General features: G+C 43.0%; 14 protein-coding genes. 11 read left to right on the plus strand and 3 right to left on the minus strand.

Translation table 11 applies throughout. From position 1 onward, the window contains the following. Nucleotides 1-98: 98 nt before the first annotated feature. The 3 genes from ACFQZJ_RS17020 to ACFQZJ_RS17030 all read left to right on the plus strand — a co-directional run bounded on the left by ACFQZJ_RS17020 (nt 99) and on the right by ACFQZJ_RS17030 (nt 6,514). Nucleotides 99-1,031 (plus strand): dihydrodipicolinate synthase family protein, encoded by a 933-nt coding sequence (locus ACFQZJ_RS17020; protein ID WP_379936084.1) that lies wholly within the window; start codon nt 99-101, stop codon nt 1,029-1,031. 642 nt (nt 1,032-1,673) lie between these two features. Continuing rightward, on the plus strand, nt 1,674-4,997 hold the full coding sequence (locus ACFQZJ_RS17025) for a SusC/RagA family TonB-linked outer membrane protein (protein ID WP_379936085.1): 3,324 nt from the start codon (nt 1,674-1,676) through the stop codon (nt 4,995-4,997). 11 nt (nt 4,998-5,008) lie between these two features. Further along, on the plus strand, nt 5,009-6,514 hold the full coding sequence (locus ACFQZJ_RS17030; protein ID WP_379936086.1) for a RagB/SusD family nutrient uptake outer membrane protein: 1,506 nt from the start codon (nt 5,009-5,011) through the stop codon (nt 6,512-6,514). A 66-nt stretch (nt 6,515-6,580) separates the two neighbouring features. Here ACFQZJ_RS17030 and ACFQZJ_RS17035 read toward each other — a convergent pair whose 3' ends face one another. Next, the gene (locus ACFQZJ_RS17035; RefSeq protein ID WP_379936087.1) at nt 6,581-7,306 is read right to left on the minus strand and encodes a FadR/GntR family transcriptional regulator; all 726 of its coding nucleotides are present in this window, start codon (nt 7,304-7,306) and stop codon (nt 6,581-6,583) included. Between the two features lie 185 nt (nt 7,307-7,491). On the opposite strand from ACFQZJ_RS17035, the gene ACFQZJ_RS17040 reads away from it, so the two are divergent. The 8 genes from ACFQZJ_RS17040 to ACFQZJ_RS17075 all read left to right on the plus strand — a co-directional run bounded on the left by ACFQZJ_RS17040 (nt 7,492) and on the right by ACFQZJ_RS17075 (nt 19,171). Further along, a complete protein-coding gene (locus ACFQZJ_RS17040; protein ID WP_379936088.1) occupies nt 7,492-8,649 on the plus strand; it encodes an AGE family epimerase/isomerase in 1,158 nt (385 codons plus the stop codon). 30 nt (nt 8,650-8,679) lie between these two features. Continuing rightward, complete coding sequence (locus ACFQZJ_RS17045) at nt 8,680-10,266, plus strand: exo-alpha-sialidase (protein WP_379936089.1); 1,587 nt, start codon at nt 8,680-8,682, stop codon at nt 10,264-10,266. Nucleotides 10,267-10,275: 9 nt separating this feature from the next. Further along, entirely contained in the window at nt 10,276-12,345 is a 2,070-nt protein-coding gene (locus ACFQZJ_RS17050) for a family 20 glycosylhydrolase (protein ID WP_379936090.1), read from the plus strand. After that, nucleotides 12,332-14,938 carry a sodium:solute symporter family transporter gene (locus ACFQZJ_RS17055; protein WP_379936092.1) on the plus strand — a complete coding sequence of 869 codons (2,607 nt, stop codon included), beginning with the start codon at nt 12,332-12,334 and terminating at the stop codon, nt 14,936-14,938. Before ACFQZJ_RS17050 ends, ACFQZJ_RS17055 begins: the two co-directional genes overlap by 14 nt. Before the next feature lie 117 nt (nt 14,939-15,055). Then, the gene (locus ACFQZJ_RS17060) at nt 15,056-16,585 is read left to right on the plus strand and encodes a sialate O-acetylesterase (RefSeq protein WP_379936094.1); all 1,530 of its coding nucleotides are present in this window, start codon (nt 15,056-15,058) and stop codon (nt 16,583-16,585) included. 186 nt (nt 16,586-16,771) lie between these two features. Continuing rightward, complete coding sequence (locus ACFQZJ_RS17065) at nt 16,772-17,188, plus strand: hypothetical protein (protein ID WP_379936095.1); 417 nt, start codon at nt 16,772-16,774, stop codon at nt 17,186-17,188. A gap of 193 nt (nt 17,189-17,381) precedes the next feature. Further along, nucleotides 17,382-18,413, plus strand: a complete 1,032-nt coding sequence (locus tag ACFQZJ_RS17070; protein ID WP_379936097.1) for a sensor histidine kinase — start codon at nt 17,382-17,384, stop codon at nt 18,411-18,413. Continuing rightward, complete coding sequence (locus ACFQZJ_RS17075; protein WP_379936099.1) at nt 18,410-19,171, plus strand: LytR/AlgR family response regulator transcription factor; 762 nt, start codon at nt 18,410-18,412, stop codon at nt 19,169-19,171. Before ACFQZJ_RS17070 ends, ACFQZJ_RS17075 begins: the two co-directional genes overlap by 4 nt. A 250-nt stretch (nt 19,172-19,421) precedes the next feature. Here ACFQZJ_RS17075 and ACFQZJ_RS17080 read toward each other — a convergent pair whose 3' ends face one another. Beyond that, nucleotides 19,422-20,171, minus strand: a complete 750-nt coding sequence (locus ACFQZJ_RS17080) for a LytR/AlgR family response regulator transcription factor (protein ID WP_379936101.1) — start codon at nt 20,169-20,171, stop codon at nt 19,422-19,424. 7 nt (nt 20,172-20,178) lie between these two features. Beyond that, a complete protein-coding gene (locus ACFQZJ_RS17085; RefSeq protein WP_379936103.1) occupies nt 20,179-23,208 on the minus strand; it encodes a ligand-binding sensor domain-containing protein in 3,030 nt (1,009 codons plus the stop codon). Nucleotides 23,209-23,240: the final 32 nt, after the last annotated feature.

Consider the following 23,240-nt stretch of genomic DNA (forward strand, 5'->3'; position numbering starts at 1 on the left):
GTATTAGTTTAATTCAACGGATATGAATATTTTAGAATCTTACGTTATGATATAAACGATTAATCTTTATATTTGCTTATGTTATACATAATACATATATGAAAAATCTAATAGCTGCCACGTACGCCCCAATGCATCCCGATGGCTCTTTAAACTTGGGAATGATTCCTTCCTATACCACTTTTTTACAATCAAATTCAATAGAAGGGGCCTTTGTGAATGGTTCTACTGGTGATTTTGTCTCCCTTTCTACCTTGGAGAGAAAAAACCTTATTGCCGCATGGGCAAAGGACAAACCAAAAGACTTTTTCCTCACCAACCATGTTGGCCATACAAATCTTAACGAAGCAAAAGAACTTGCTGCACATTCACAAGGTCTTGTAGATGCAATATGTGTACTGCCACCGTTTTACTTTAAACCAAAAACCCTGGAAAGCCTGTTGTTCTACTGTGCAGAAGTAGCCAAATCAGCACCCGATACACCTTTCTATTACTACCACATTCCCGTGCTTACGGGGGCCGACTTTAATATGCTCGATTTTATGAAGCTGGCCGTAGAACAGGTTCCGAATTTCACCGGTATCAAATATTCGCAGTACAACCCTACCGATTTTGGTAAATGCCTACATTTTGATCAAGGTTCAAAGAATATCCTTTTTGGTGTAGACGAACAATTGGTAGACAGTCTTCCTTTAGGCGCAACCGGGTGGGTAGGGAGCACTTACAATCACTTGGCCCCATTGTATTACAAGATAATTTCGAGCTATAGAAACGGTGACATAGAACAAGCGAAACTCCTACAACAAAAGGGGGTGTTTTTCGTACAGACTTTGGACAAAATTAACGGCTTCAATGGTGCGGGAAAAAGCTTTATGCGTCTTTTTGGCCTGGACATGGGGCCAAGTAGATACCCGCACAAAACTATGACGGATAAGCAGTTGGCACTGGCACTAAAGTTGATGGAGCCACAAGAGATCGCTCCATTGTTCAATACATCGTTTTCCGTAAAACATCTTCAGGCAATCGGTTAAAAGTTTTCACTCGTTGATATAAACCTTTCCTATCACGACTACCCAGTCCATGGATAGAAGATCGGATTTGCTTGTATACCGTGCAGCTTTGCCCGCCTGCCATAATACTCGGACCGCACTGGTCTAGAGTACCATTTTGGTGGGTTTCAAAGGGTTTGGCACCAGGAAAGCAAACACCCGCGGAACAGTAGATACGATAAAACCTGCGAATAACCCATAACCCCGGCATAGCGCAACATAATTAACGAACCTTTATTAGACCAGTACTATCCTAAAAATAATAGTCATAGCTCTGTCGCATATCAAAACAGCAAGCCGTTAGGACATGTACCATAAACATCCAATACTCAGGAAATCAAAATAGTAAAAAACCAAAGAATATCCAGTTAAACAGACTTGGGGCGATCACTTTCCATACTACTGCTATATGTTGAAGGCGGACACACCCAAAACATAACACCAACGCCGGTCAAAGTCAAGAAAAACGACGCTTTCAGTTATTGTTTTGCACCTATTTATGCATACTGCAAATAGTAATTTGTTAAAATTTTAAGTTTTTTTATTGCTTTATGTATAACATAATACTAATATTTTTATATTCGCATATCTTTTTTTTACAAATTCTAACTTAAACTAAACTCTATGGAATGTTTTGTAAAGCAAAAGGAGGCTGAATCACGAGGCTTTAAAAAGCTATTCGCTCCTATTCGCACAAAGTCCCACTTTTTTTTCACCTTCCTCGCTGCACTATGCTTTAGCGCTACCACTTTAGCGCAAGAAACCACGGTTACGGGAACGGTAACAGACAACCTGGGCACTCCGCTGCCAGGAGCCAGTGTCGTGGTAAAAGGTACCACCAACGGAACACAAACAGACTTTGATGGCAATTTCAGTATCAACGCAAACGATGGTGCCGTCTTAATATTCAGTTATTTGGGCTTCAACTCCAAAGAGGTAACCGTTTCAAACGATGCCAACTATACTATTTCCCTGGAGGAGAACGCAGGCGTGTTGGACGAAGTAGTTGTAACCGGATATGGTAGCCAAGCAAGAGGTAAATTAACTACCTCTGTATCCAAACTAGATACAGAAGTGTTGCAATCGGCCACACGGTCAAACGTAGCAACGGCACTACAAGGTACTATTGCGGGTTTACGGGTTACGAACACAACCGGTCAACCGGGTTCTACCCCGCAAATCGTTTTACGTGGAGGAACCAACTTTGACGGTACGGGCTCACCTTTAATATTGATCGATGGGGTTCCGGGCTCATTTTTTGGACTCAACTCCGAGGATGTAGAATCGATCGAGGTATTAAAAGATGCTGCGGCTACGGCCATTTACGGAGCTAGATCTGCGAATGGTGTGGTTTTGGTTACCACAAAATCAGGTAAAGCGGGTCGTTCCTCCATAAATTACAGGTACAACTACAGTATAAACCAGGAGCGCGACGATCAAAAGTACCTTACCGCTGCAGATTTTCTAAATTACAACAGACAAGGCCATGCGTATTCCGAGCAAGCACGTGGCAATCCAAATTTCATACGTCAATTCATAAACGGCGACAATTCTTTTGGTATTGGTGGCAATACTACTAACTCGCCCTTTACCACACAGTTGTTAACAGCGGACAACAGGTATTTACTTAACCAACCGGGATGGAATTCCATACCGGATATTTTAGACCCGAGCCGAGACATTCTATTTTTCGACAACAAAAATGTAGGGGATCGTATTTATCAAGATAGCGAAACAAAAGACCACTACATTTCTTTTGATGGTGGTAACGAAAAAGGAACCTACTACCTTGGTCTAGGTCTTTTAAACAATGACGGTCTTGTGTTAGGGTCTGGCTTTAAAAGATATTCCGGTAAGTTTTCCGGATCTTATAAAGTTACGGACAGGGTAAAAGTAAATTCCAATATTCTATATACCCACTCCAACCTTAGCAGAAGTCCTTTAGGTAGCGACGATACCGTTTTTAGAAGATTCCAAGGTCAAGCACCTACATCAAGGGATTTTGACAACAACCCAGATGGTACTTTTTCAGATATTTTTACCGTTGGGCAAAACCAAAGTTTCGGTAATCCCTTATATTATCAGGATAAATTTGTCAGAAAAAACTTGGAACAACGTTTGGCCGCCTCAGTGGGCTTGGATTGGAACGTGGTAGACAACCTTATTTTTTCTGTAGATGCCAGCCATTTTACCATAAACAACCACAACGAGAATTTTAACAGAGCCTATAGAGTGGGCAGTAACGAAGGCCCTATAAGAGCCGCTCGTGAAGCATCTGTTCAATTGGAAAGAACATTAAGAAACCAGTTAACAGGAACGTTAAACTATACCAAACAGTTTGGCAAGCACAATTTTAACGCTTTATTGGGTGCGGAATACTTCCAAGATAATTTCTTTACGACTTTTGCAGGAACCAGAAATTCCCCCACAGACTTGATAGAAACATTGAATGCCGGTGCAGAAGCTGATGGTATCCCATCTAGCTTTGAGACCGAGTACGTAATTGCATCTGCATTTGGTAGGTTGTTATACGATTACGATAACAAGTACCTTATAAATTTCACTTTTAGAAACGACGGATCCTCTAGATTAGGTAATAACAAATCGGACTTCTTCCCAGGGGTTTCTTTTGGTTGGAACCTGCATAACGAGAGCTTCTTTTCAGAATCTGGAATTAGCAAGACCATTTCTAGAATAAAGCCTAGATTAAGTTACGGTGTTAACGGTAACCAAGATGTATTGACCAATTACGGTGTTTTCGGCGCTTACGGGAGCCAAGGAGTGTATAACGGGCAAACCGGCTATGCAAACTCCCTACTGCCAACTTTGGATTTACAGTGGGAAAAATCCACAACCCTTAATGTTGGTTTGGACGTTTCATTTTTCAATGAACGACTTTCCATCATAACGGATGTATACTCTAGGGACATTAAGGACAAGCTTGCAGATCTTACATTGCCTTTCTACACAGGATTCAGTAGTATCTTAACCAACAACGGAACCATTAGGAACAAAGGTTTTGAACTACAGGTAAACGGTGACATCATCAGAACCAAAGATCTAACATGGAACATGGGAGCGACGTTGACCAGAAACAGAAATTTTGTAATTGATCTTCCCGAAAACGAAAATGATCTGAACAGACAGAACGGAACATTGATCTGGAATCCTAATAAAGGTGCAGAAGAATGGGTAGGCGGTTTTCAAGAAGGACAGCGTTCCGGTAACGACCTTATTGTTGCCTTTGAACAGGAACGTATTTATGCCAACCAAGCAGAAGCGGATGCAGACAACGCTATAACGGATGAATTTATGCCGGCGGCAAGTAGAAACCAACGTTGGGCAGGTGATGCAAAATGGGTGGACCAAAACAACGATGGCATCATCAATGGTTTGGACAGAAAAGTAATAGGACGAACCACGCCACAGCTTATCGGTGGTTTTACATCTAGTGTAAACTACAAAAACTTTAGTCTGTTCGTACAGACAGATTTTGCTACGGGCCACATGGTATGGAACCACATTAGAGCAAAGGGATATGCCCAAACACAAGGTAACCTAAACCAGCCTATTGAAGTATTGGATTCTTGGACGCCTACCAATACGGATACAGACTGGCCGCGTATGGTTTTTGTCAATGACGGAAAAAACGTTTGGAGAGGTAATGAAGGTGCAGATTTTAGGGATTCCAACAGTTTGCAGAACGCAGGTAGCGACCAATTTTGGGAAAAAGGGGATTACTTGGCCATACGGGAGGTGACCTTACGCTATAATGTTCCCAAGTCTTTGTTCAACGATAACATTCAACGACTTAGTCTTTATGTAACCGGGTCCAATTTACATTACTTTAAAAGCATGAGCGGGGACTCCCCAGAAGTTGGTGGTGTGCAATATGGTACCTTTCCTGTTCCAAAAACGCTGACTATTGGACTAAATATAACTTTATAAATTTTATCAAGATGAAAAAATATATATACATAGTATTAGCAGTAGTTACCTTGAGTGCGTGCGAAAACCAATTAGACCTGGAAAGCCCGAGTGAATTAACCACGGCAGGGTTTTGGGATACCGAAGAAGGCGCAAGAACGGCGCATACAGGTTTGTATGCCAACCTTAGATCATCTGCACAGGATCTTTGGCTATTAGGTGAAATGAGAAGCGATATTTGGGGAGGGCGCACCTACGAGTCCGCCAGCAACACCAACCTCATAGAATCCAATTTTACCGAAGCTACCGCTCCTTTTGGCGGATGGGCAGGGCTTTATACCAGAATACATAGGGTAAACGACTTTTTATTAAATGCCCCTCTGGTTGAATTTATCAATGAAGGCGATAAAAATCAATTGATTGGGCAGGCATACGGAATTAGGGCTTTTTATTACTATACCTTATTGAAAACTTGGGGAGATGTCCCCATAATCTTAGAGCCTGTTGGAGAAATAGACCCATCTGACCTGAGCAGACCTAGAGCATCGCAAGAAGAGGTAATGAGCCAAATCAAATCGGATATCGAAGCTTCGTTAACCAGCTTTGGTAGCGACGACAGTTTTTGGGCGGGTAGCCGTAATTTTTGGTCTAAGGCGGCTACGTTAGCCTTAAAAGGCGATGTATATATATGGTCCGGTAATTTATTGGGCGGTGGTGCATCGGATTTTAATACGGCAAAAGCTGCACTGGAACAGATACCTGCTTTAGGAGTTAGTTTGGCCCCTAGTATCGGGGAACTTTTCGGAATAGACAATGAAGGCAATAGCGAGTTTATTTTTTCCATACAGTACAAGCAAGACGAAGCCTCTAACTTCTATAACAGTCTAACAGGTAGAAGTACGGAAGTAAACCCCCAGTTCAACGATAAAGGAAACTCCATGTTGGATTTTGTTACGGCAGGTGCGAATAGATATGGGCAGTCGGAAAAGACCATTCTTTTGTTAGATGACAACAATGATAGCCGTAAGGATGCTACTTTTATTAGATTGTATATCGATGATAATGGAGGAGCTGGTTACCCCACGTATAACGAACCTACTTATTTTGGTTCTGTATTTAATAAATTCTTAGGCCAGGTAATCGGTACCGAACGTATCTTCGAAAATGACGTTCCTGTATACAGATATGCAGATGTACTCCTATTGTTAGCGGAAGCCAAAAACTTCTTGGGCGAAGACCCATCTGCAGAAATCAACCAGATAAGACAAAGGGCGTACGGTGACAACTATGATGCTGCCACCCAAGACCATGTTAATGGTTCACAAACCGAAAATGCCAACGCCATATTGGAGGAACGTTACAAGGAATTCATTGGTGAAGGAAAAAGATGGTGGGACTTGAGAAGAGCGGGTAGTAATTATGTTATCGAGAATGTCAGTTTTTTAAATCCAGGAGATGAATTTAAGTTGTTGTTGCCCATCACAACGGATATGCTAGGAAGAAACCCGGCATTGGTGCAAACGCCAGGATATAATTAATAATGATTTTGTTGAGTTAGTTTAGTGCTAAAAAGCCCTTGGTCTGGTAACCCAAGGGCTTTTTGTTTACTGCTTTTTGGTATTGAACACATGGTCAAAGTGTGGTTCTAAATGTCTTCGCATAGCACTGCGAAACGTTTCCGGAGTTCCTACCTTTAGATTGTCCATAAGCATCCGGTGACTCACAAACTGTCCCGATGAATATTGATAGTCACTATTCATCTTCTTGGCATCCATTAGGTATTTATATTCAAAGGCAGGTAGTAATAAATTTTGAAAACCAAGCAACGTAGTATTTCCGGATATTTGATAAAGTTTACCATGAAAAGCAACTTCGCGATCTAGGGAAAACCTGTTCTTTTCATAACTCGTTTCTTCTTCGGCGACTACGATTTCTTCTAGTTCGTCCATATCTTTTTGGGTCTTATGCTCAAAAAGAAAATCGGCCATACCCATTTCCAAGATCAATCGAAGTTCAAACAGTTGTTTTAAGGTATCCTCTCCTAACAGTGTAGGATCCATGATACGCTCAAAATTATTGATAATATCGGGTTGCTGTAAAACCATTCCCCTGTGTTTCTTAGAATCGATGAGTCCCAAGGTCCGCAAACGCAACAAAGCCTCACGAACAACGGTACGGCTAACGCCCAAGGATTCCGCAAACTCCAGTTCTTTGGGTATCGCATCCCCGACCTTTAAATTGTTCTCCTTAAAAAAGGCCAAAAGCCTTGTTTCTACTTTATCAACCAAAGAACCCGTATCTATCGGTTTTAGTTTTTTAAAATCCTTCATGTTTACTATTTTACCTTGTTCCTATATCAAGAACAATAAAATCCTTCATCGAAAAACAAAAATAACGATTGTATTCTGTAATATGGTTACCCTATCAATTTCTGTAAAATATGTGATATCCAAAATAACTTACTATCAAGTTAATCATTTTTTAGTTAGATTTGTATTATGTCATACATATATTTATGAACTACGCTCAATTCTATAAAAACGCTTTGCTTACGGATGTAATCCCTTTTTGGGAAAAACATTCTTTGGACACGGAATTTGGTGGTTACTTCACCTGTTTGGGCCAGGAGGGCAAGGTATATGATACGGACAAATTCGTTTGGCTACAAGCTAGGCAAGTCTGGTTGTTTTCCATGCTGTATCGCACTGTGGAACAACGAGAGTCTTGGTTAAATATAGCTACATCCGGAGCCGAGTTTCTTAAAGCCCATGCCATGGATAGCGAAGGGAATTTTTATTTCTCACTCACACGGGATGGAACACCTTTGGTACAACCCTACAATATTTTTTCGGACTGTTTTGCCGCCATGGCATTTGCCCAATATTCCAAAGCATCAGGGGAGGGTTCCTATGCAACCTTGGCCAAAAATACTTACAAAAATATCCTTCAAAGAAAGGATAACCCAAAAGGTAAGTACGAAAAAGGTACCGGCAATAGAAACCTTAAGAACTTTGCGCTTCCCATGATTTTGTCCAATCTTGTATTGGAACTAGAAGATGTACTGGTAGAAGCAGAAATTAGGCAAACCATAGACTTTAGCGTTCATGAGGTGATGGAGGTCTTTTTACAAAAAGAATCTGGCCTTATCTATGAAAACGTCTTGCCCAACGGCAATGTACATGATAGTTTTGAAGGAAGGCTCATCAACCCGGGCCATGGCTTGGAAGCCATGTGGTTTATGATCGATATTGGCATACGTAACAATGATCAAAAATTGATAAAAAGAGCCACCAACACCATGTTGCGTATCCTAGACTATGGATGGGACAAAGAACATGGCGGAATTCTTTATTTTATGGATGCCAAGGGCCATCCGCCACAACAGTTGGAGCATGACCAAAAATTGTGGTGGGTGCATTTAGAGGCCTTAGTGGCCCTGGCCAAAGCATACGAACAATATCCCGACGAAAACATAAAACAATGGTACCATAAGGTACACGATTACGCCTGGTCCCATTTTCCTGATCCCGAACATGGGGAATGGTACGGTTATCTAAACCGCGAGGGAAAACCACACCTGACTTTAAAAGGCGGAAAATGGAAGGGCTGCTTTCACGTACCTAGAGCACTCTTTCAATGTTGGAAAACTTTTGAACGCATAGAACAGCTATAGCATACTATCAATTCTTATTAATTTTGCCCTATGAAAAAATACATCCTAACGCCGTTTCTTACCTGTTTTTTGGCACTGTTTATGGCTTGTAATCCCGCCGTAAAACAAAACAACACTAAAATTACTGCGCAACAACCGGTGCTACCGGTATTGGCCAATAAAGACCGTAACAAGGTTTTGGCGATTACCTTAGAAGTTAAAAATGACTCGGCCATATCCCATCCCAAAAGTTTTGGGTTCACTTTGGACGGTACTACGGATATCAAGGACATCCAAAAAGCGGAACTGTTATATTCCAAAACAGCTGATTTTTCGGACGCGGAAGTTATCGGTTCCCAAAGCACCTTGGATGCCAATTTTAGTATTTCGATAGAAAACCCCGTTTCCTTAGCGGATGGAAACCTTTGGCTCTCCATAGCGCTGAACGGCACGCCCAACCTGTTGAACAAGATAGGCGCACAATTGGCAACGGTTACCTTTGAAGATGGCAGCATTGCCCAAGCTACGGCACAAACAAGCAAACCACAACGCGTTGGCATCGCATTGCGGCAACACCAAGACGAGGGCGTGGACACCTTTAGGATACCCGGTCTTGCCACTACAAATAAAGGAACCCTTATCGGTGTTTACGATATTCGCTATAACGACCCCGTAGATCTACAGGAAGATATAGACGTTGGGCTTAGCAGAAGTACGGACGGCGGCCAAACTTGGGAACCTATGAAGGTAATCATGGACATGGGCGAATACGGCGGCCTGCCCGAAGCCCAGAACGGCATCGGGGACCCTGCCGTATTGGTAGACCGCACCACCAACACCATTTGGGTAGCGGCACTTTGGTTACACGGCTACCCCAACGAACGCGCATGGAACGCATCGGAACCGGGAATGACCCCGGAGAAAACAGGTCAGTTTATGTTGGTCAAAAGCGAAGATGACGGTGTTACCTGGTCCGAACCTATCAATATTACGCCCCTAACCAAAAAATCCGAATGGCAATTGTTCTTCAACGGGCCTGGCATGGGCATTACCATGAAAGATGGCACTCTGGTGTTTCCGGCGCAGTTCAAGGACAAAAATAGGATTCCACACTCCACCATAATCTATAGCAAGGATCAAGGACAGACTTGGACCGTAGGTACGGGTGCAAAGTCCGAAACTACAGAGGCACAAGTGGTAGAACTGTCCGACGGTAGTTTGATGTTGAATATGCGCGATGACCGCAACCGGGCCAACCGTAAGGACTCGCTCAACGGCCGATCCGTTGCCATTACAAAAGACCTGGGCAAGACTTGGGAGGAACATCCTACTTCCAGAAAAGCCTTACAGGAATCCAATTGTATGGCCAGCATCATTGCACACCAACACGACGACAAAGGAACTCTCTTTTTCTTTTCCAACCCCAACACCAAGCAACGCCGTGACCATATTACCATAAAGACCAGTTTTGACGAGGGCAACACCTGGCCATTGGAAAACCAACTGGAACTCTATGAGGAAGACACCTATGGATATTCCTGTATGACCATGGTAGACACGGATCATATTGGCATCCTGTACGAGGGCAACAAGGAACTCTATTTTGAAAAGATCGCCTTGGACGAACTTATAAAATAATACCTACCCATGCACAAAAAGGAACAGAACAGCTTGTTATTTCGCCTATCTCTTATGGCGGTCTGGTTCTGGTCTTGTTTTATATTTATGGGGCATGCTCAACGATCAGCTAGTTTTGCAAAAACACATCCCGTAATTCCTACCCCAAAAGAAGTATCCTACGGTGCGGATCTGCTCCTATTTAATGGTGTCTTCGTTGGTGGAACGGAATTTGTTTCGGAGGGAGGGAAACTAATCGATTTTTTTACCTCCCAAGGTATTTCCACAAAAACGGACGGACTTCCCATTCGCTTTGAAAACACCAAAATTGAGGGTGCCGAGCATCCTGATGCATATCAACTTCAGATAGACAGCTTGGTAATCATCAGGGCAGGTACGGATAAAGGGGCGTTTTATGGGGTACAGACCCTAAAGCAACTGTTTCGGAAACAGGGTGAAAAAAGTGCACTACCACAGATCCGTATCACAGATTGGCCCACATTCAACATTCGTGGTTTTATGCACGATACAGGCCGTAACTATCAATCGGTCGCGCAACTAAAGGAACAAATAGATATCCTTGCCCTATACAAGTACAACACTTTCCATTGGCACTTGACAGATGACCCCGGTTGGCGCTTGGAGAGTAAAAAATATCCGCAACTTCAAGCCAGCAAGGCTTTTTCACGTCATATAGGTAAGTTTTATACCCAAGCGGATTTTAAGGACATTTTAGCCTATTGCAAAGAACGGCACATTACCGTTATACCGGAATTTGATATCCCCGGACATACCAATGCCTTCCGAAAGGCATTTGGCTTTAACAACATGAAGGATCCCAAAGTACTTCCTATCCTATTGGACCTTTTTGAAGAACTGTGCAACTTGGCAGACTCCGAAGAAATGCCCTATATCCATATCGGCACGGATGAAGTCCGCCACCGAAGGGAAGAAGTAGCGGACACTACCATTCTTGCCATTATGCAATTCCTTAAGGCAAATAAACGCAAGGTAATTACCTGGAAGGAAGGCATTCAAATTGCTGATGACAGTACCTCTATAAAACAGTTATGGGCCATGCATCCGCCGGCAAAAGGACACCCCTTTATAGACTCACGCGCCAACTACATCAATCACTTAGATCCGTTTACGGGAATGAGCCGGCTCTTTTTTCAGCAACCTACGCGGCAGGCACAGGGAGACTCCATAGCCTTGGGCGGCATTCTTTGCGCTTGGCCAGATAATAATATAGCCCACGAACGGGACATTCTCAAACAAAATCCGATTTACCCTTCCATGGTGTTCTATGCCGATGCGATCTGGAACGGCAAGGAAAAAGACCGACCGCAATTTTGGGCCAATCTGCCCAAGGCCAACACACCGGAACTAGAGGGATTTACTCGATTGGAAGCGGCCGTTCTGGTTCACAAAGCCGAATTTTTTAAAGGAAAGGAATTCCCCTATGTGAAACAGACCGATATCCAATGGCGATTGATCGGTCCTTTTGACCATAAAAACGATTTTTCCAAACGTTTTCCGGTGGAAGATGCTATCAAGGAGGAGTATACGGTAAACGACGAAACCTTTACCTGGCAAGGCCCGTACGTGGGTGGTACGCTACATTTGAAACATTTCTTTGGCTTTCCCGCCATTACGGATGTCGATTCCGGTACCTATTACGCCTATACCGAAATTTACAGTCCGGATGTGCGCGTACAGGATTTCTGGATAGGTTTTCATGGGTGGTCGCGCTCCGGTGGCCGCAGGGGAGGTCCTTTTCCCAACTTGGGCGAATGGCATACCACACAACCAAAAATATGGGTGAACGAAAAAGAAATAGCCCCACCTCATTGGAAACAACCCGGTCTAAAGACAAAGACCGATGAAATTCCATTTATAGATGAGGATTATTTTTATAGGGAACCCACAAAAATAGCCTTGAAAAAGGGTTGGAACACCGTGCTGCTCAAAGTACCGCATGGCGGAAATTCATGGAAATGGATGTTTAGTTGTGTTCCCGTTGACTTTAACGAAGATGGGGTGCAACATGCCTCCGGTTTACGATATAGAACAAAACTAAGCGACCATGACCAAAAGTAGCATATCCTATAGTATCACCTTGGCCTTCCTGCTGATAGGTCTCTTTATTGGAACTTCCCAAGAATCGCCTAAAACAACGGTCTCGAACCTGCCCCCATTACCAGCGCTCACAGGGGAAAGTGAAAGCTATGGCTTTGCCGGGATGATGGGCGGCATGCACAACAAGGTAATGATAGCGGCAGGTGGCGCCAATTTTCCGAACGGATTGCCATGGGAAGGCGGAAAAAAAGTATACACCGATGCTATTTTTGTTCTTGTGGACGGAAAGTGGCAAATAGCTACCGAAAAACTACCCACCCCGTTGGCCTACGGCGCATCGGTTGCCCTGCCGGACGGGTTGTTGATCATAGGTGGAGAAAATGGAAAAACGGCTAACGATGCAGTTTTCCTATTACGCTACAATGCCGATGATAATTCAATTGCCCAAGAAACTTACCCACAACTCCCCGAGCCCTTGGCCTACACAGCAGCTGTTGTAGAAGATGGTTTTGTGTATGTGGTAGGTGGTAAAAATGCGAACCAGAGCGTCAATTCCTTCTACAGGCTTTCACTCAAGGACAAAACCGTATGGGAGCAGTTGCCCGACTTCCCTGGCGAACCCCGAGCGTTGCACACCGCTGTGGTGCAAGAGACAAAAGAAGCACGCCGACTTTTCGTCATTGGAGGACGTAACCAAGCTGCAGGGAAGAAATCGACTACACCAACAGACTATCTTTCCTATGACTTAAAAAAAGGCGTCTGGACGAACGAAGGCCCCGTAAGGATGAATGATAGGAAGAGGGTGCTTATGGGCGCATCCGCACAAGCTTCGGGCTCTATGCACCTATTGGTCTATGGAGGGTCGGACGAGGTACTTTTTGATGAACTCGAATTTATAGGACTTCAATTGGCGCAAGAGCAAAACGATTCCATCCGCTCACAGCTTATAAAGAAAAGAGATGTAATTCTTAACGACCATCCAGGCTTCTCCAACGAGATTTTAGCCTATAACACCATGACCAAAAAATGGTTCGTGTACGATACCGTTTCGGTACAAATCCCAGTTACCGCGCTTAGTTTTGCCAAAAAGGACGGTTTTACAATAGTATCGGGCGAAATTGCCCCGGGCATACGCACGCCTGCCGTACAGACCTATTCTATAGCCGATGCCGCGGAACCCTTTGGCACCATCAATTACAGCGTCTTGGTCATCTACCTGTTAATATCCTTAATGATAGGGGTCTATTTTGCCCTCAAACAAAAATCTACCGAAGATTATTTCGTAGGCGGCGGCCGTATTCCATGGTGGGCATCAGGGCTCAGTGTTTTTGGAACATTATTGAGTGCCATTACCTTTATGGCCATTCCTGCAAAATCCTTTATTACGGACTGGTCCTTTTTCTTTTTGAACATCACGGCAATTTTGATAACGCCGGTTATCGCCATGATATTTATCCCGTTTTTCAATAAATTAAAAATTAGGACGGCCTACGAGTATTTGGAAAACCGGTTCAACTATTTGGCACGCGCCTTTGGCAGCCTCTCCTTTATTTTATTTCAACTGGGGCGTATCGGTATCGTCTTGCTCCTGCCCTCTTTAGCGATATCCATTGTAACGGGGATTCCTGTGGAAACGAGTATTCTGATTATGGGCCTACTCTGTATCCTATACACCACGTTTGGTGGTATAGAAGCTGTTATTTGGACCGATGTACTTCAGGTAATTGTACTTTTAGGCGGGAGCGTTTTAGCCGTAGTCTGGATCATGCTCCATACCGAAACTTCCTTTGGCGATATGATGACCTACGCACAGGAACGCGATAAATTCAATATAATGAACTTGGATTTCGATTTTACGGAATCTACCTTTTGGGTGGTCTTCATTGGCGGCCTCGCATCTGCCATGGTTACCCAGGGCACGGACCAAACCATTGTGCAACGCTACCTCACCAGCTCCAGCGTAAAGGATTCGCAAAAAACACTCTACACCAACGCCGTATTAACCCTACCCGCAACCATCATCTTTTTTGGTATCGGCACCCTGTTGTTCATTTTTTATTCGGAAATGCCAGCCTTGCTCTCGCCGGCCATTTCCAATAACGATTCCATTTTTCCCTGGTATATCGTACGTGAACTTCCCGTAGGGGTTTCGGGGCTTTTGGTTGCCGGTATTTTCTCGGCGGCCATGTCCAGTATCAGCAGTAGTCTCAACTCGGTTTCTACTGCCTATTGCAACGATTTCCATCAGCATTTTAGACCCAATACCAATGATCTTAAACTGCTGAAAATTGCCCGTATGGCCACTATTATTACAGGTGTCCTAGGAATTTTATTAGCCCTATGGATGGCAAACTCCAATATTAAATCCCTTTGGGACGAATTTTACAAGTTTTTAGGTCTCTTCACCGGTGGACTTGGCGGCATGTTCCTTTTAGGTATGCTGACGAAAAAAGCGAACGGGAAAGGAACCTTACTAGGCTTGGTCATAAGTGCGGTACTTATCTGGTATATTAGCGTATTTACGGATATCAGTTTCTTAATGTACGCATTTTTTGGAGTAACCTCCTGTTTTGTTTTCGGCTATATTTTTAGTTTGATTTTTAAGGAAAAATAGTTTTTAAGTGTAATTAAAAATCAAAAACACGGTTCGTAAAGGCAATAGGCTAGTGCAACAACATACTCATATAAATAATGGCACATAGAATACCCGGTTACTTCAACTAATTTAACAATGATGGATAGAACGTCTTTATTAAAAATCTTAGCCATCATTCTTAGCGTACAGATGTCATGCCTTCAAACCATCGTTGGGCAATTAAGTGTGGCAAAAAATTTCACGGATAATATGGTGTTACAGCGTAATGAGCCCATCCCTATTTGGGGACATGGCTTTCCTAATACCGTTATTAGGATTCAATTTGGCTCAGAAATCAAGAGCGTAACCGTTAAAAAAGACGCTACCTGGTCTGTTTTACTTAAAAAACGGAGGGGGAATTCCAATCCACAATCCATCAGTATAACCAATCAAAGAGAAAAAATAATCCTAAAGAATATACTCCTGGGCGATGTATGGCTCTGTATAGGGCAGTCCAATATGGAATGGCCGTTAGCCAAGGAACTTCACTTTAAAGAAGAAGTACGTAATATCATGAACCCAATGCTGCGATTTTACAACCCTAGCTATGCGGGAAAAGGCATTTACAATACGGTCTTTTCGGATTCGGTAATAGCCGGACTCAACCCACTAGACTTTTATAAAGGAACATGGAAAATGAGCGATACGCTAACCGCTCCCAAAATGAGTGCCGTAGGATATTATTTTGGCAAAAACATACAAAAAGAGGAGAAGGTCCCCATTGGCCTTATCAACTTGGCCATTGGCGGTGCACCCTTGGAAACGTTTTTGCGACGCGGTGCTTTTAAAGAGAGTGAGCTCTTTTTCTCTAAAGCAAGAGGTAATTGGCTTACAAATGATGAGCTTCCGGTATGGATTCGGGAAAGGGGAAATCAGAATATTGGCTCCATTACATTGGCACATAAAGATCGATTAGGGCCCAACCATGCCTTTAAGCCCGGTTTTGCGTACGAAAGCGGTATTGCTCCATGGACCAAAGTACCAATAAAAGGAATTTTATGGTACCAAGGTGAGAGTAACGCCCAAGAGCTCGAACGCGTAAATGAATACGCATCCCTTCAAAAATTGATGGTCGGCGATTACCGTAAACAATGGAAACAACCAAAGCTGCCCTTTTATTGGGTACAACTTTCCTCCATAGATACAATTAGGTACAAATCCCATTACTGGCCACGGTTCCGTAATGAACAACGCCAACTATTGAATGTAATAAAGTATTCAGGGATGGCGGTAAGTAGCGATGTAGGAGCTAGGAACGATGTGCATCCCACGAACAAAAAAGTGATAGGTTATCGATTGGCACAATGGGCGCTGAACCAGACCTACGGCAAAAAGAACACGCCATCCGGACCATTGCCTAGACGTGTAAGATATAGGAACGGTAAGGTAAGCGTAGATTTTCACTATGCAAAGAAGGGGCTGCAAACAACAGGTAAAGAAGAATTAAAAGGCTTTTCTTTGGACGGAAAGCATCCTGTTACGGCCAAAATAACCGGCAATAGGGTAGCAATTAAATCGGACGTAAAACCAAAATTCCTCTACTATGCATGGCAGCCCTATTCCTTGGGTAATTTGGAAAATAAAGAAGGGCTCCCTGCATCGACTTTTAAAGTAGCAATCGACTAATTATACCTGGTAAATCGCTCTTCTTCTCCCTACTTTCCCATAGTCTGCAAAATTTCACTTCGCTTAAAAGTCATTTCAAGTTTCAATTTGGACGTTTCACCTAAAAACTCCCCTTTTTAGGCGAACAAGCAACCTACCTTTGTCCAACATAAACAAAGAATTTAAACATTAATTAAAAATAATAATATGAAAAAAGCATCAACAATACTAAGCCTATTACTCTTGGGTGCTTCATTGGTTTCTTTTAAAGCAAGCCCACAGTGCCAAACAGAGTGCAATACGATTAACGTAAACGATATCGACCTAATAGAAATTGAAGAAGAACTGGAATTGGGTTTTGATACCGACCAGTACCTACCAGAGGGGTTTAACCCGTATGCAAGAATGTTCGCCACAAACGAAAACATGGGTCTTATCGAAGTAGACGAAGAAATAGAGCTAGGTTTTAATACGGCAGCGTATTTACCAGAAGGCTTTAATCCTTACAAAGGAATGATATTCGCGATAGAGGATATTGTTGTTATCGAAGAGGAAGAAGAGTTTATTTTGGATTTCAACACCCAAAAATACCTTCCGAACAGCTTTAATGCATTGGCAAAATAATTTTGAATCTTTTAGCTTGGTCTATTGAATAGTTAAACGATTTTAACCCTAAGTATATTCGGGCGGAGTGGAGAACGGTATTGTTCTCGGCCCCGCCCGAATTGATTTCAGACCCCTTCCTTTCTGCGAACTTTTAACGAGGTATTTCCTTTAAAATTGATGTATTTTTGAAATAACACTAACATAGCCGCACATGCCCGTAAGACACGTTAAACAATCCTCGATCGTTAAAATAGCTATTTTGCTAGCTATTTTGGTCTCCGTTCCCAAGGCCATATTCATCTACGATATGGTGAGTCAGGACGAAGAGTTCTTGGGTGTCTGGATTGGCGATCTGGTGTACCGCCTCGTGTTTTTCTTTTTATTCTCATGGACCATTCTACAACTTAATGCCAATGTGGGCTACTCCAAATACCAGTGGTCCACATCGGTGCGTTTGAGCGTAATGGTCTTGATCAATATTGCCGTATTAATTGGTACGCTAAGCTTTTTTGAATTCCTATATCCCTACGTCGTTCAGATAGAAATGAATCCAAGGGATAAGGGTTTCCTGGCTTTTACCTATACCATTCTATTATTGGCCTTATTCTTTATAGGACGGATATTACGTTTACAGGTCGAAAAACAAGAAACCAGAATAGAAAATGAACATCTTAAACAACAGAGCTTACAAAACGAACTTATTGCGCTCAAAAACCAAGTTGATCCGCATTTTCTTTTTAACTCCTTAAACTCGTTGACCTCGCTTATTCGGGAAAATGAACCCGCTACACAATTCGTGAAAAAATTATCGTACATGTATCGCTACATTTTACAAAGTGGGGACAGTGACCTGGTTAGCGTTAAGGACGAATTGAAATTTCTGGAAAGCTATACCTATTTAATGCGCACCCGTTACCGGGACCGTTTTTCCATAGACATTAACATAGAACCCCAATATTTAGAGCAGGAAATTCCGCCATTGGCACTACAGCTATTGGTAGAAAATTCAGTGAAGCACAATGAAATTTCGGAAACCAATCCCTTAATGGTAAGTGTTTACTCCAAAGACGGTTCCCTATTTGTAGACAACCCTATGCGCCTAAGAAAAACATTTACGGAGGGCACCAAAAATGGTCTATTGAACCTAAAGAAAAGATACATCCTGTTGTTGCGAAAAGAACTTACGGTACGGACGGAAAATGATATCTTTAGCGTACAACTTCCTTTAATCAAACCCCTATGAACGTAGTTATCGTAGAAGACGAACTGGCCGCAAGCGACAACCTTACCTATCTGCTACAACATATAGATAGCACCATTAAGGTAATCAAGGTATTGGATTCGGTAAAGGCATCCGTGGCGTATTTTTCTAAAAATCAGAACGCGGAACTTGTGTTTATGGATATCCACTTGGCAGATGGCATATCCTTTGAAATTTTTGAGCAAATTCCAATGACCGTCCCCGTAATCTTTACTACCGCCTACAACCAGTATACCCTAAAGGCTTTTAAGGTCAATAGTATTGATTACCTCTTAAAACCACTAGATCAAGACGAATTAGCGGATGCCATACAGCAGTTTAAGGAACAAAAGAAAGAAAAAGGCATTGCCAATGATCAAATCAAAGGCTTACTGGATTTGGTAAAGGAAAAAGAACGCACCTACAAGACCACTTTCCTTATCAACCATAGAGATCAACTTATACCACTTAAAACCGTAGATATTGCCTATTTTCTAATAGATACGGGCGTTGTAAAGGCCACTACTTTTGACAACAAATCCTATGCCATAGACGGCAAATTAGAGGAGTTGGAAGAGGAATTGGATCCCAATAATTTTTACCGTATAAATCGCCAATGTATCCTGCGCCGCGATGCGCTTTCGAAAATAAAACAATACTTTAACGGAAAGCTCATTGTTGAGGTAAGACCAGTTTCCAAGGAGCAGATCGTGGTAAGCAAGGCCAAGGCGGGCGATTTTAAGACCTGGGTGGCAAACTAGTTCGGTGTCATTGATAGGGCCGTCTGCAAAATTCTAGTCAGTTTACTTACCATACCTATATCGACTAGGTACTATGCTCAAATTAAAGCCTAAATAATCGAGAATAACCTTTTGTACCATTTCCCAATTGAAAATAAGCCGTAGCTAGGCTATGCCCGGTTTTTCTTTTTCGCAGGCCAAAAAACAATTGAATTTATTTGACTGAATTTCAAAAGAGAACTGGTATTACTGCAATATTCCCTGAAATTTACTACCTATGCATCCGATCCAAAATCTCAATGATCTCGGCTTTTTTACGTACCGACACCGGAACGTTCTCCCCATTTTTTAGCATCAGGTAGCCGCCATCGGTCTTTATGTATTCACTAATGTATTGCAGATTAACAAGGTGACTCTGATGTATGCGCAAAAATTCATAGCCCTTCAACATATCCGAGAAATACTTTAGGGTCTTGGTTACGAATATCCTGCGTTTGTCCTTGAGGTGAAAAATAGTGTTGTTACTGTCCGATTCGCATCGTACGATAGCATCCAGGTTTACAATGATGATCTTATCCAAGGTATGCAAGGAAATTTTGTCCGGTTTACGTTCAGGAGCGGCCAAGGTATCTTTTAGAATATCCAAACGTTCCCGATCGGGCCGCAACTGTTCCTTTGCCCTGTTGATGGCCAAGGCCAAATCTTCATGGGAATAGGGTTTTAGCACATAATCTATCGCTGCGAATTTAAAGGCGCGTATGGCAAACTCATCACTGGCCGTGACAAAAATAATCTTGGATTTGAGATCGGGTACGATTTCCAGAATGTCAAAACCGGTACCATCGCCCAACATAATGTCGAGAAAAAGGATGTCCGGTTGGTTTTTCCGCAGAAGTTTCGCTGCTTCCACGACGCTTTGTGCGGTGCCCGTGATTTCAATGTCCTGATGGTTAGCTTGTATATCGCGCTGCAAAAGTTGCAAGGCGTCGGGCATGTCTTCTACGATGATGGCTGTAAGCATAGGGTTCTTAATAATCGGTTTGTAATGGTATTCTTAATATAATTCTCGTTCCTGAGATGCTGTTGTCCGCATCTTTTAACTCTTTGATTTCCAAGGCATCTTTTCCGGAAATGGACTCCAGTCGTTCTTGTGTAACCGTTAAGGCCATGGATTGATGGTCTGTTTTGGTCTTCGCCTTTTGGGACTCGAAAATACCCATACCGTTATCGGTGATGGTACAGGTTAACAACTCCTTTTCGGTGTAAAAACGAATGATTAGTTCGCCTTCCCTTGGCCCTTTTAAAATCCCGTGTCGGATCGCATTTTCTACAAAAGGCTGTATCAGCATAGGCGGAATCAGAATTTCCTCGGCGTCAGGTGTTGTATCCACTATAATCTCGCTGGTAAACGGTTTGGGGCTCATCAATTTTTCCACTTCTATGTAATGGGTCAAGGTTTTTATTTCCTGACTCAAATTAATACTGTCCGCCCTGGAATTGTTTAGCGTTTCCCTAAGCAATACGGCAAAACTATTTATGGTAGTGTTCATTTTTTGGGGCTGGTCGTTCCCCATCGCCTTTATGCCGTTCAGCACGTTAAAAATAAAATGGGGATTCATCTGCAGGCGCAGGGCCTTTTGCTCTAAAGTGAGCAGGTGGTTCTGTAGTTGCAATTTTTCCTGCTCCTGCCGGTTCCTTGCTTTTATCCTTTTGATGTACACCAAGGCCGTAAGCGCGACCAAAATAACCGCAAACGCCAACAATGCCCATTGGAACCACGGTTTTTTGTACCAAGGGGAATCCAAGAAAAAATTGAAATGCACCACATCGCTTTCTTGCCAGCGGTAGTTTCTGGATTGGACGGAAAATTGGTGCGCTCCGTATGCCAGTCCCACCAGATTCTGTCGGTTTTCGGTAGTCCACGGGCCCCATTCGGTATCGTTAAGCCTAGTACGGTATTGTACGTCGTTGGGGTGGTTGATGTCTACCGTTTTATAGCTAAAGGCCAATTGTTTCCGATCGGGACTTAACTGCAGCACCTTGCCGGTTTTGGCCCATTCCTGAGCAACAATGGAATGGGCCACCTGATAATCTAGTTCCATTTGTGTAAACCTGATTTCGGGTTTTTGAATTGCAGTGGTGTTCTCGCTCGGGGTGTATTTTGTAAGTCCGTAAATGCCACCAAACCACAGATTGCCTTCCGCATCTGTAGCTACGGCATTTGCACAGGTTTCTATGGCCAAAAAACCGTCGTTCCTACCAAAATGATAGCGGTCTAGGATTTCACCGGCATCGCTGAGTTCTAGTTTATCCATCCCGCGCTCGGTTCCGGCCCAAAGATAGCCTTGGTCGTCAAAAATAAGTTGGTAAATGTTTTGGGAGGTTAGTTTTTTGGCGCCTTTTACCTTTTGAAAAGCAAGGGAATCACTTACCTTGGCATACCAAATACCCTGCCCCGCCGTGCCTATAAAAAGTTTGTCTTTCTGAAAAAGTAATGTGCCAATGGACGTTGACCGGCCCAAGACCTCGGGCAGGTTCGTTACCTTGTCATTTTCTATATATCCCAGATTTCCGTTTTTGGTGGCATACCATATCCGGCCCTGATTATCCTGTACCATATCCTTTAGTAGCAGGTCCGAAATACCGTCCCGTTTGCCAAATGTTTTTCTGATGACGAGACTGTCCGCCTCCGGATAGTAGTTATATTTTACGATACCACTGGCGTAGGTGGCCGCCCAAATATGATCTCTGGTTACGATTATTTTTCGTATCCAATTATCGGGGAAACCATTGTCCGTGTTTATGACGTGGTTTTTTATTACCGTTTTGGACAGTGTGTCTAGCTGTACCGTTACAGAATCCAGTACCATGGTAACCATACTGTCCTTTTTTTTCGTTTCCCGCAACAACAGCCCCATACCGTCCGAACCTGCCCAGATATTACCCTTTGCATCGCTGGCAAGGGTCTTGATTTTCGCGTTGGCAAACTCGGGTATCTGTGCGATGTGATGCACCCCTAGGGAGTCTATTCTCGTTAGCCCAGCTTCCGAACTGGAAATCCAGATGTCTTTTTTTGCCTGATGTACTGCATAGGTGCGGTCTCCCTTTAAGCCAGATTGCCTGTCATAGTGCTTAAAATTGTTCTGAAAATACTTGTAAAAGCCTCCGCCGGATGTAGCGATCCAAATAGTCCCATTGGCATCGCTGATACTTTTCCGAACATGTGGCACACGAAGTCCGTTTTGCGTGTTGATGATGTTACGCTCCTCATAGCTTTCAGTATCTATGACGGTTATGCCTTCATTATCGGTCGCTACCCAAAGTTCGTTTTTGTTTTGGATAGCCATGGAATTGATGCGCCTGGGTTCCCGGATTAAAATGATGTTGTCTTGATCGGCCACATCGATTACCCGAATACCATCATCGAAGGTTGCCGCAAAAATCACATCGCCATAAAACACCAAGGACGTAAAATTATTGGTTTCCAATTTAGAGGAATCGGCAGTGCTTGTTAGATCGGATAGTTTCCAAAGTCCGTTATAGGTGGCCAACCAAAAAAAGGTGCCATCAAAATAGATGTTATTGATCGCACTGTTATTTATGTCCGGATTGATGTCCAATTGCTCCAGTCCAGCTGCTTTTGAATACCGGTAGACCCCTTTTTGCGTGGCTACATAAAGTATAGCATCCGCACGATAAAATTGATGTATTTGCGGTCCATCAATTGTGGAAATCTGCCCCTTAGCCTTTATGGAAAGTCCGTTTTTGCTTCCAACGAACAAGCTATCGTTTTGGGCATACAGCGCAAGGATGTAGTTGGATAGGAGTCCGTCCGATTCGTTCCACACCGTAAAACTTGCACCATCAAAATTTGCGAGTCCGCCACCTTGGGTGCCTAGCCACAGATAGCCCATATCATCTTGAACAATATCATACACTTGGGACTGCGGCAAACCGTCCTCTATGGTATAAGGCCTAAGCTGACTATTTTGTGCTACACTGTGATTCGTTAAAAAACAAAGTAACAACAGGAACAGGTATGTTTGTTTATTATTCAAAAACTGCGCGCTTAGCATTTGTAAAATTATCC

Origin of the sequence: Maribacter chungangensis (assembly GCF_042676845.1) — a bacterium.
Classification (GTDB): Bacteria; Bacteroidota; Bacteroidia; order Flavobacteriales; family Flavobacteriaceae; genus Maribacter; species Maribacter chungangensis.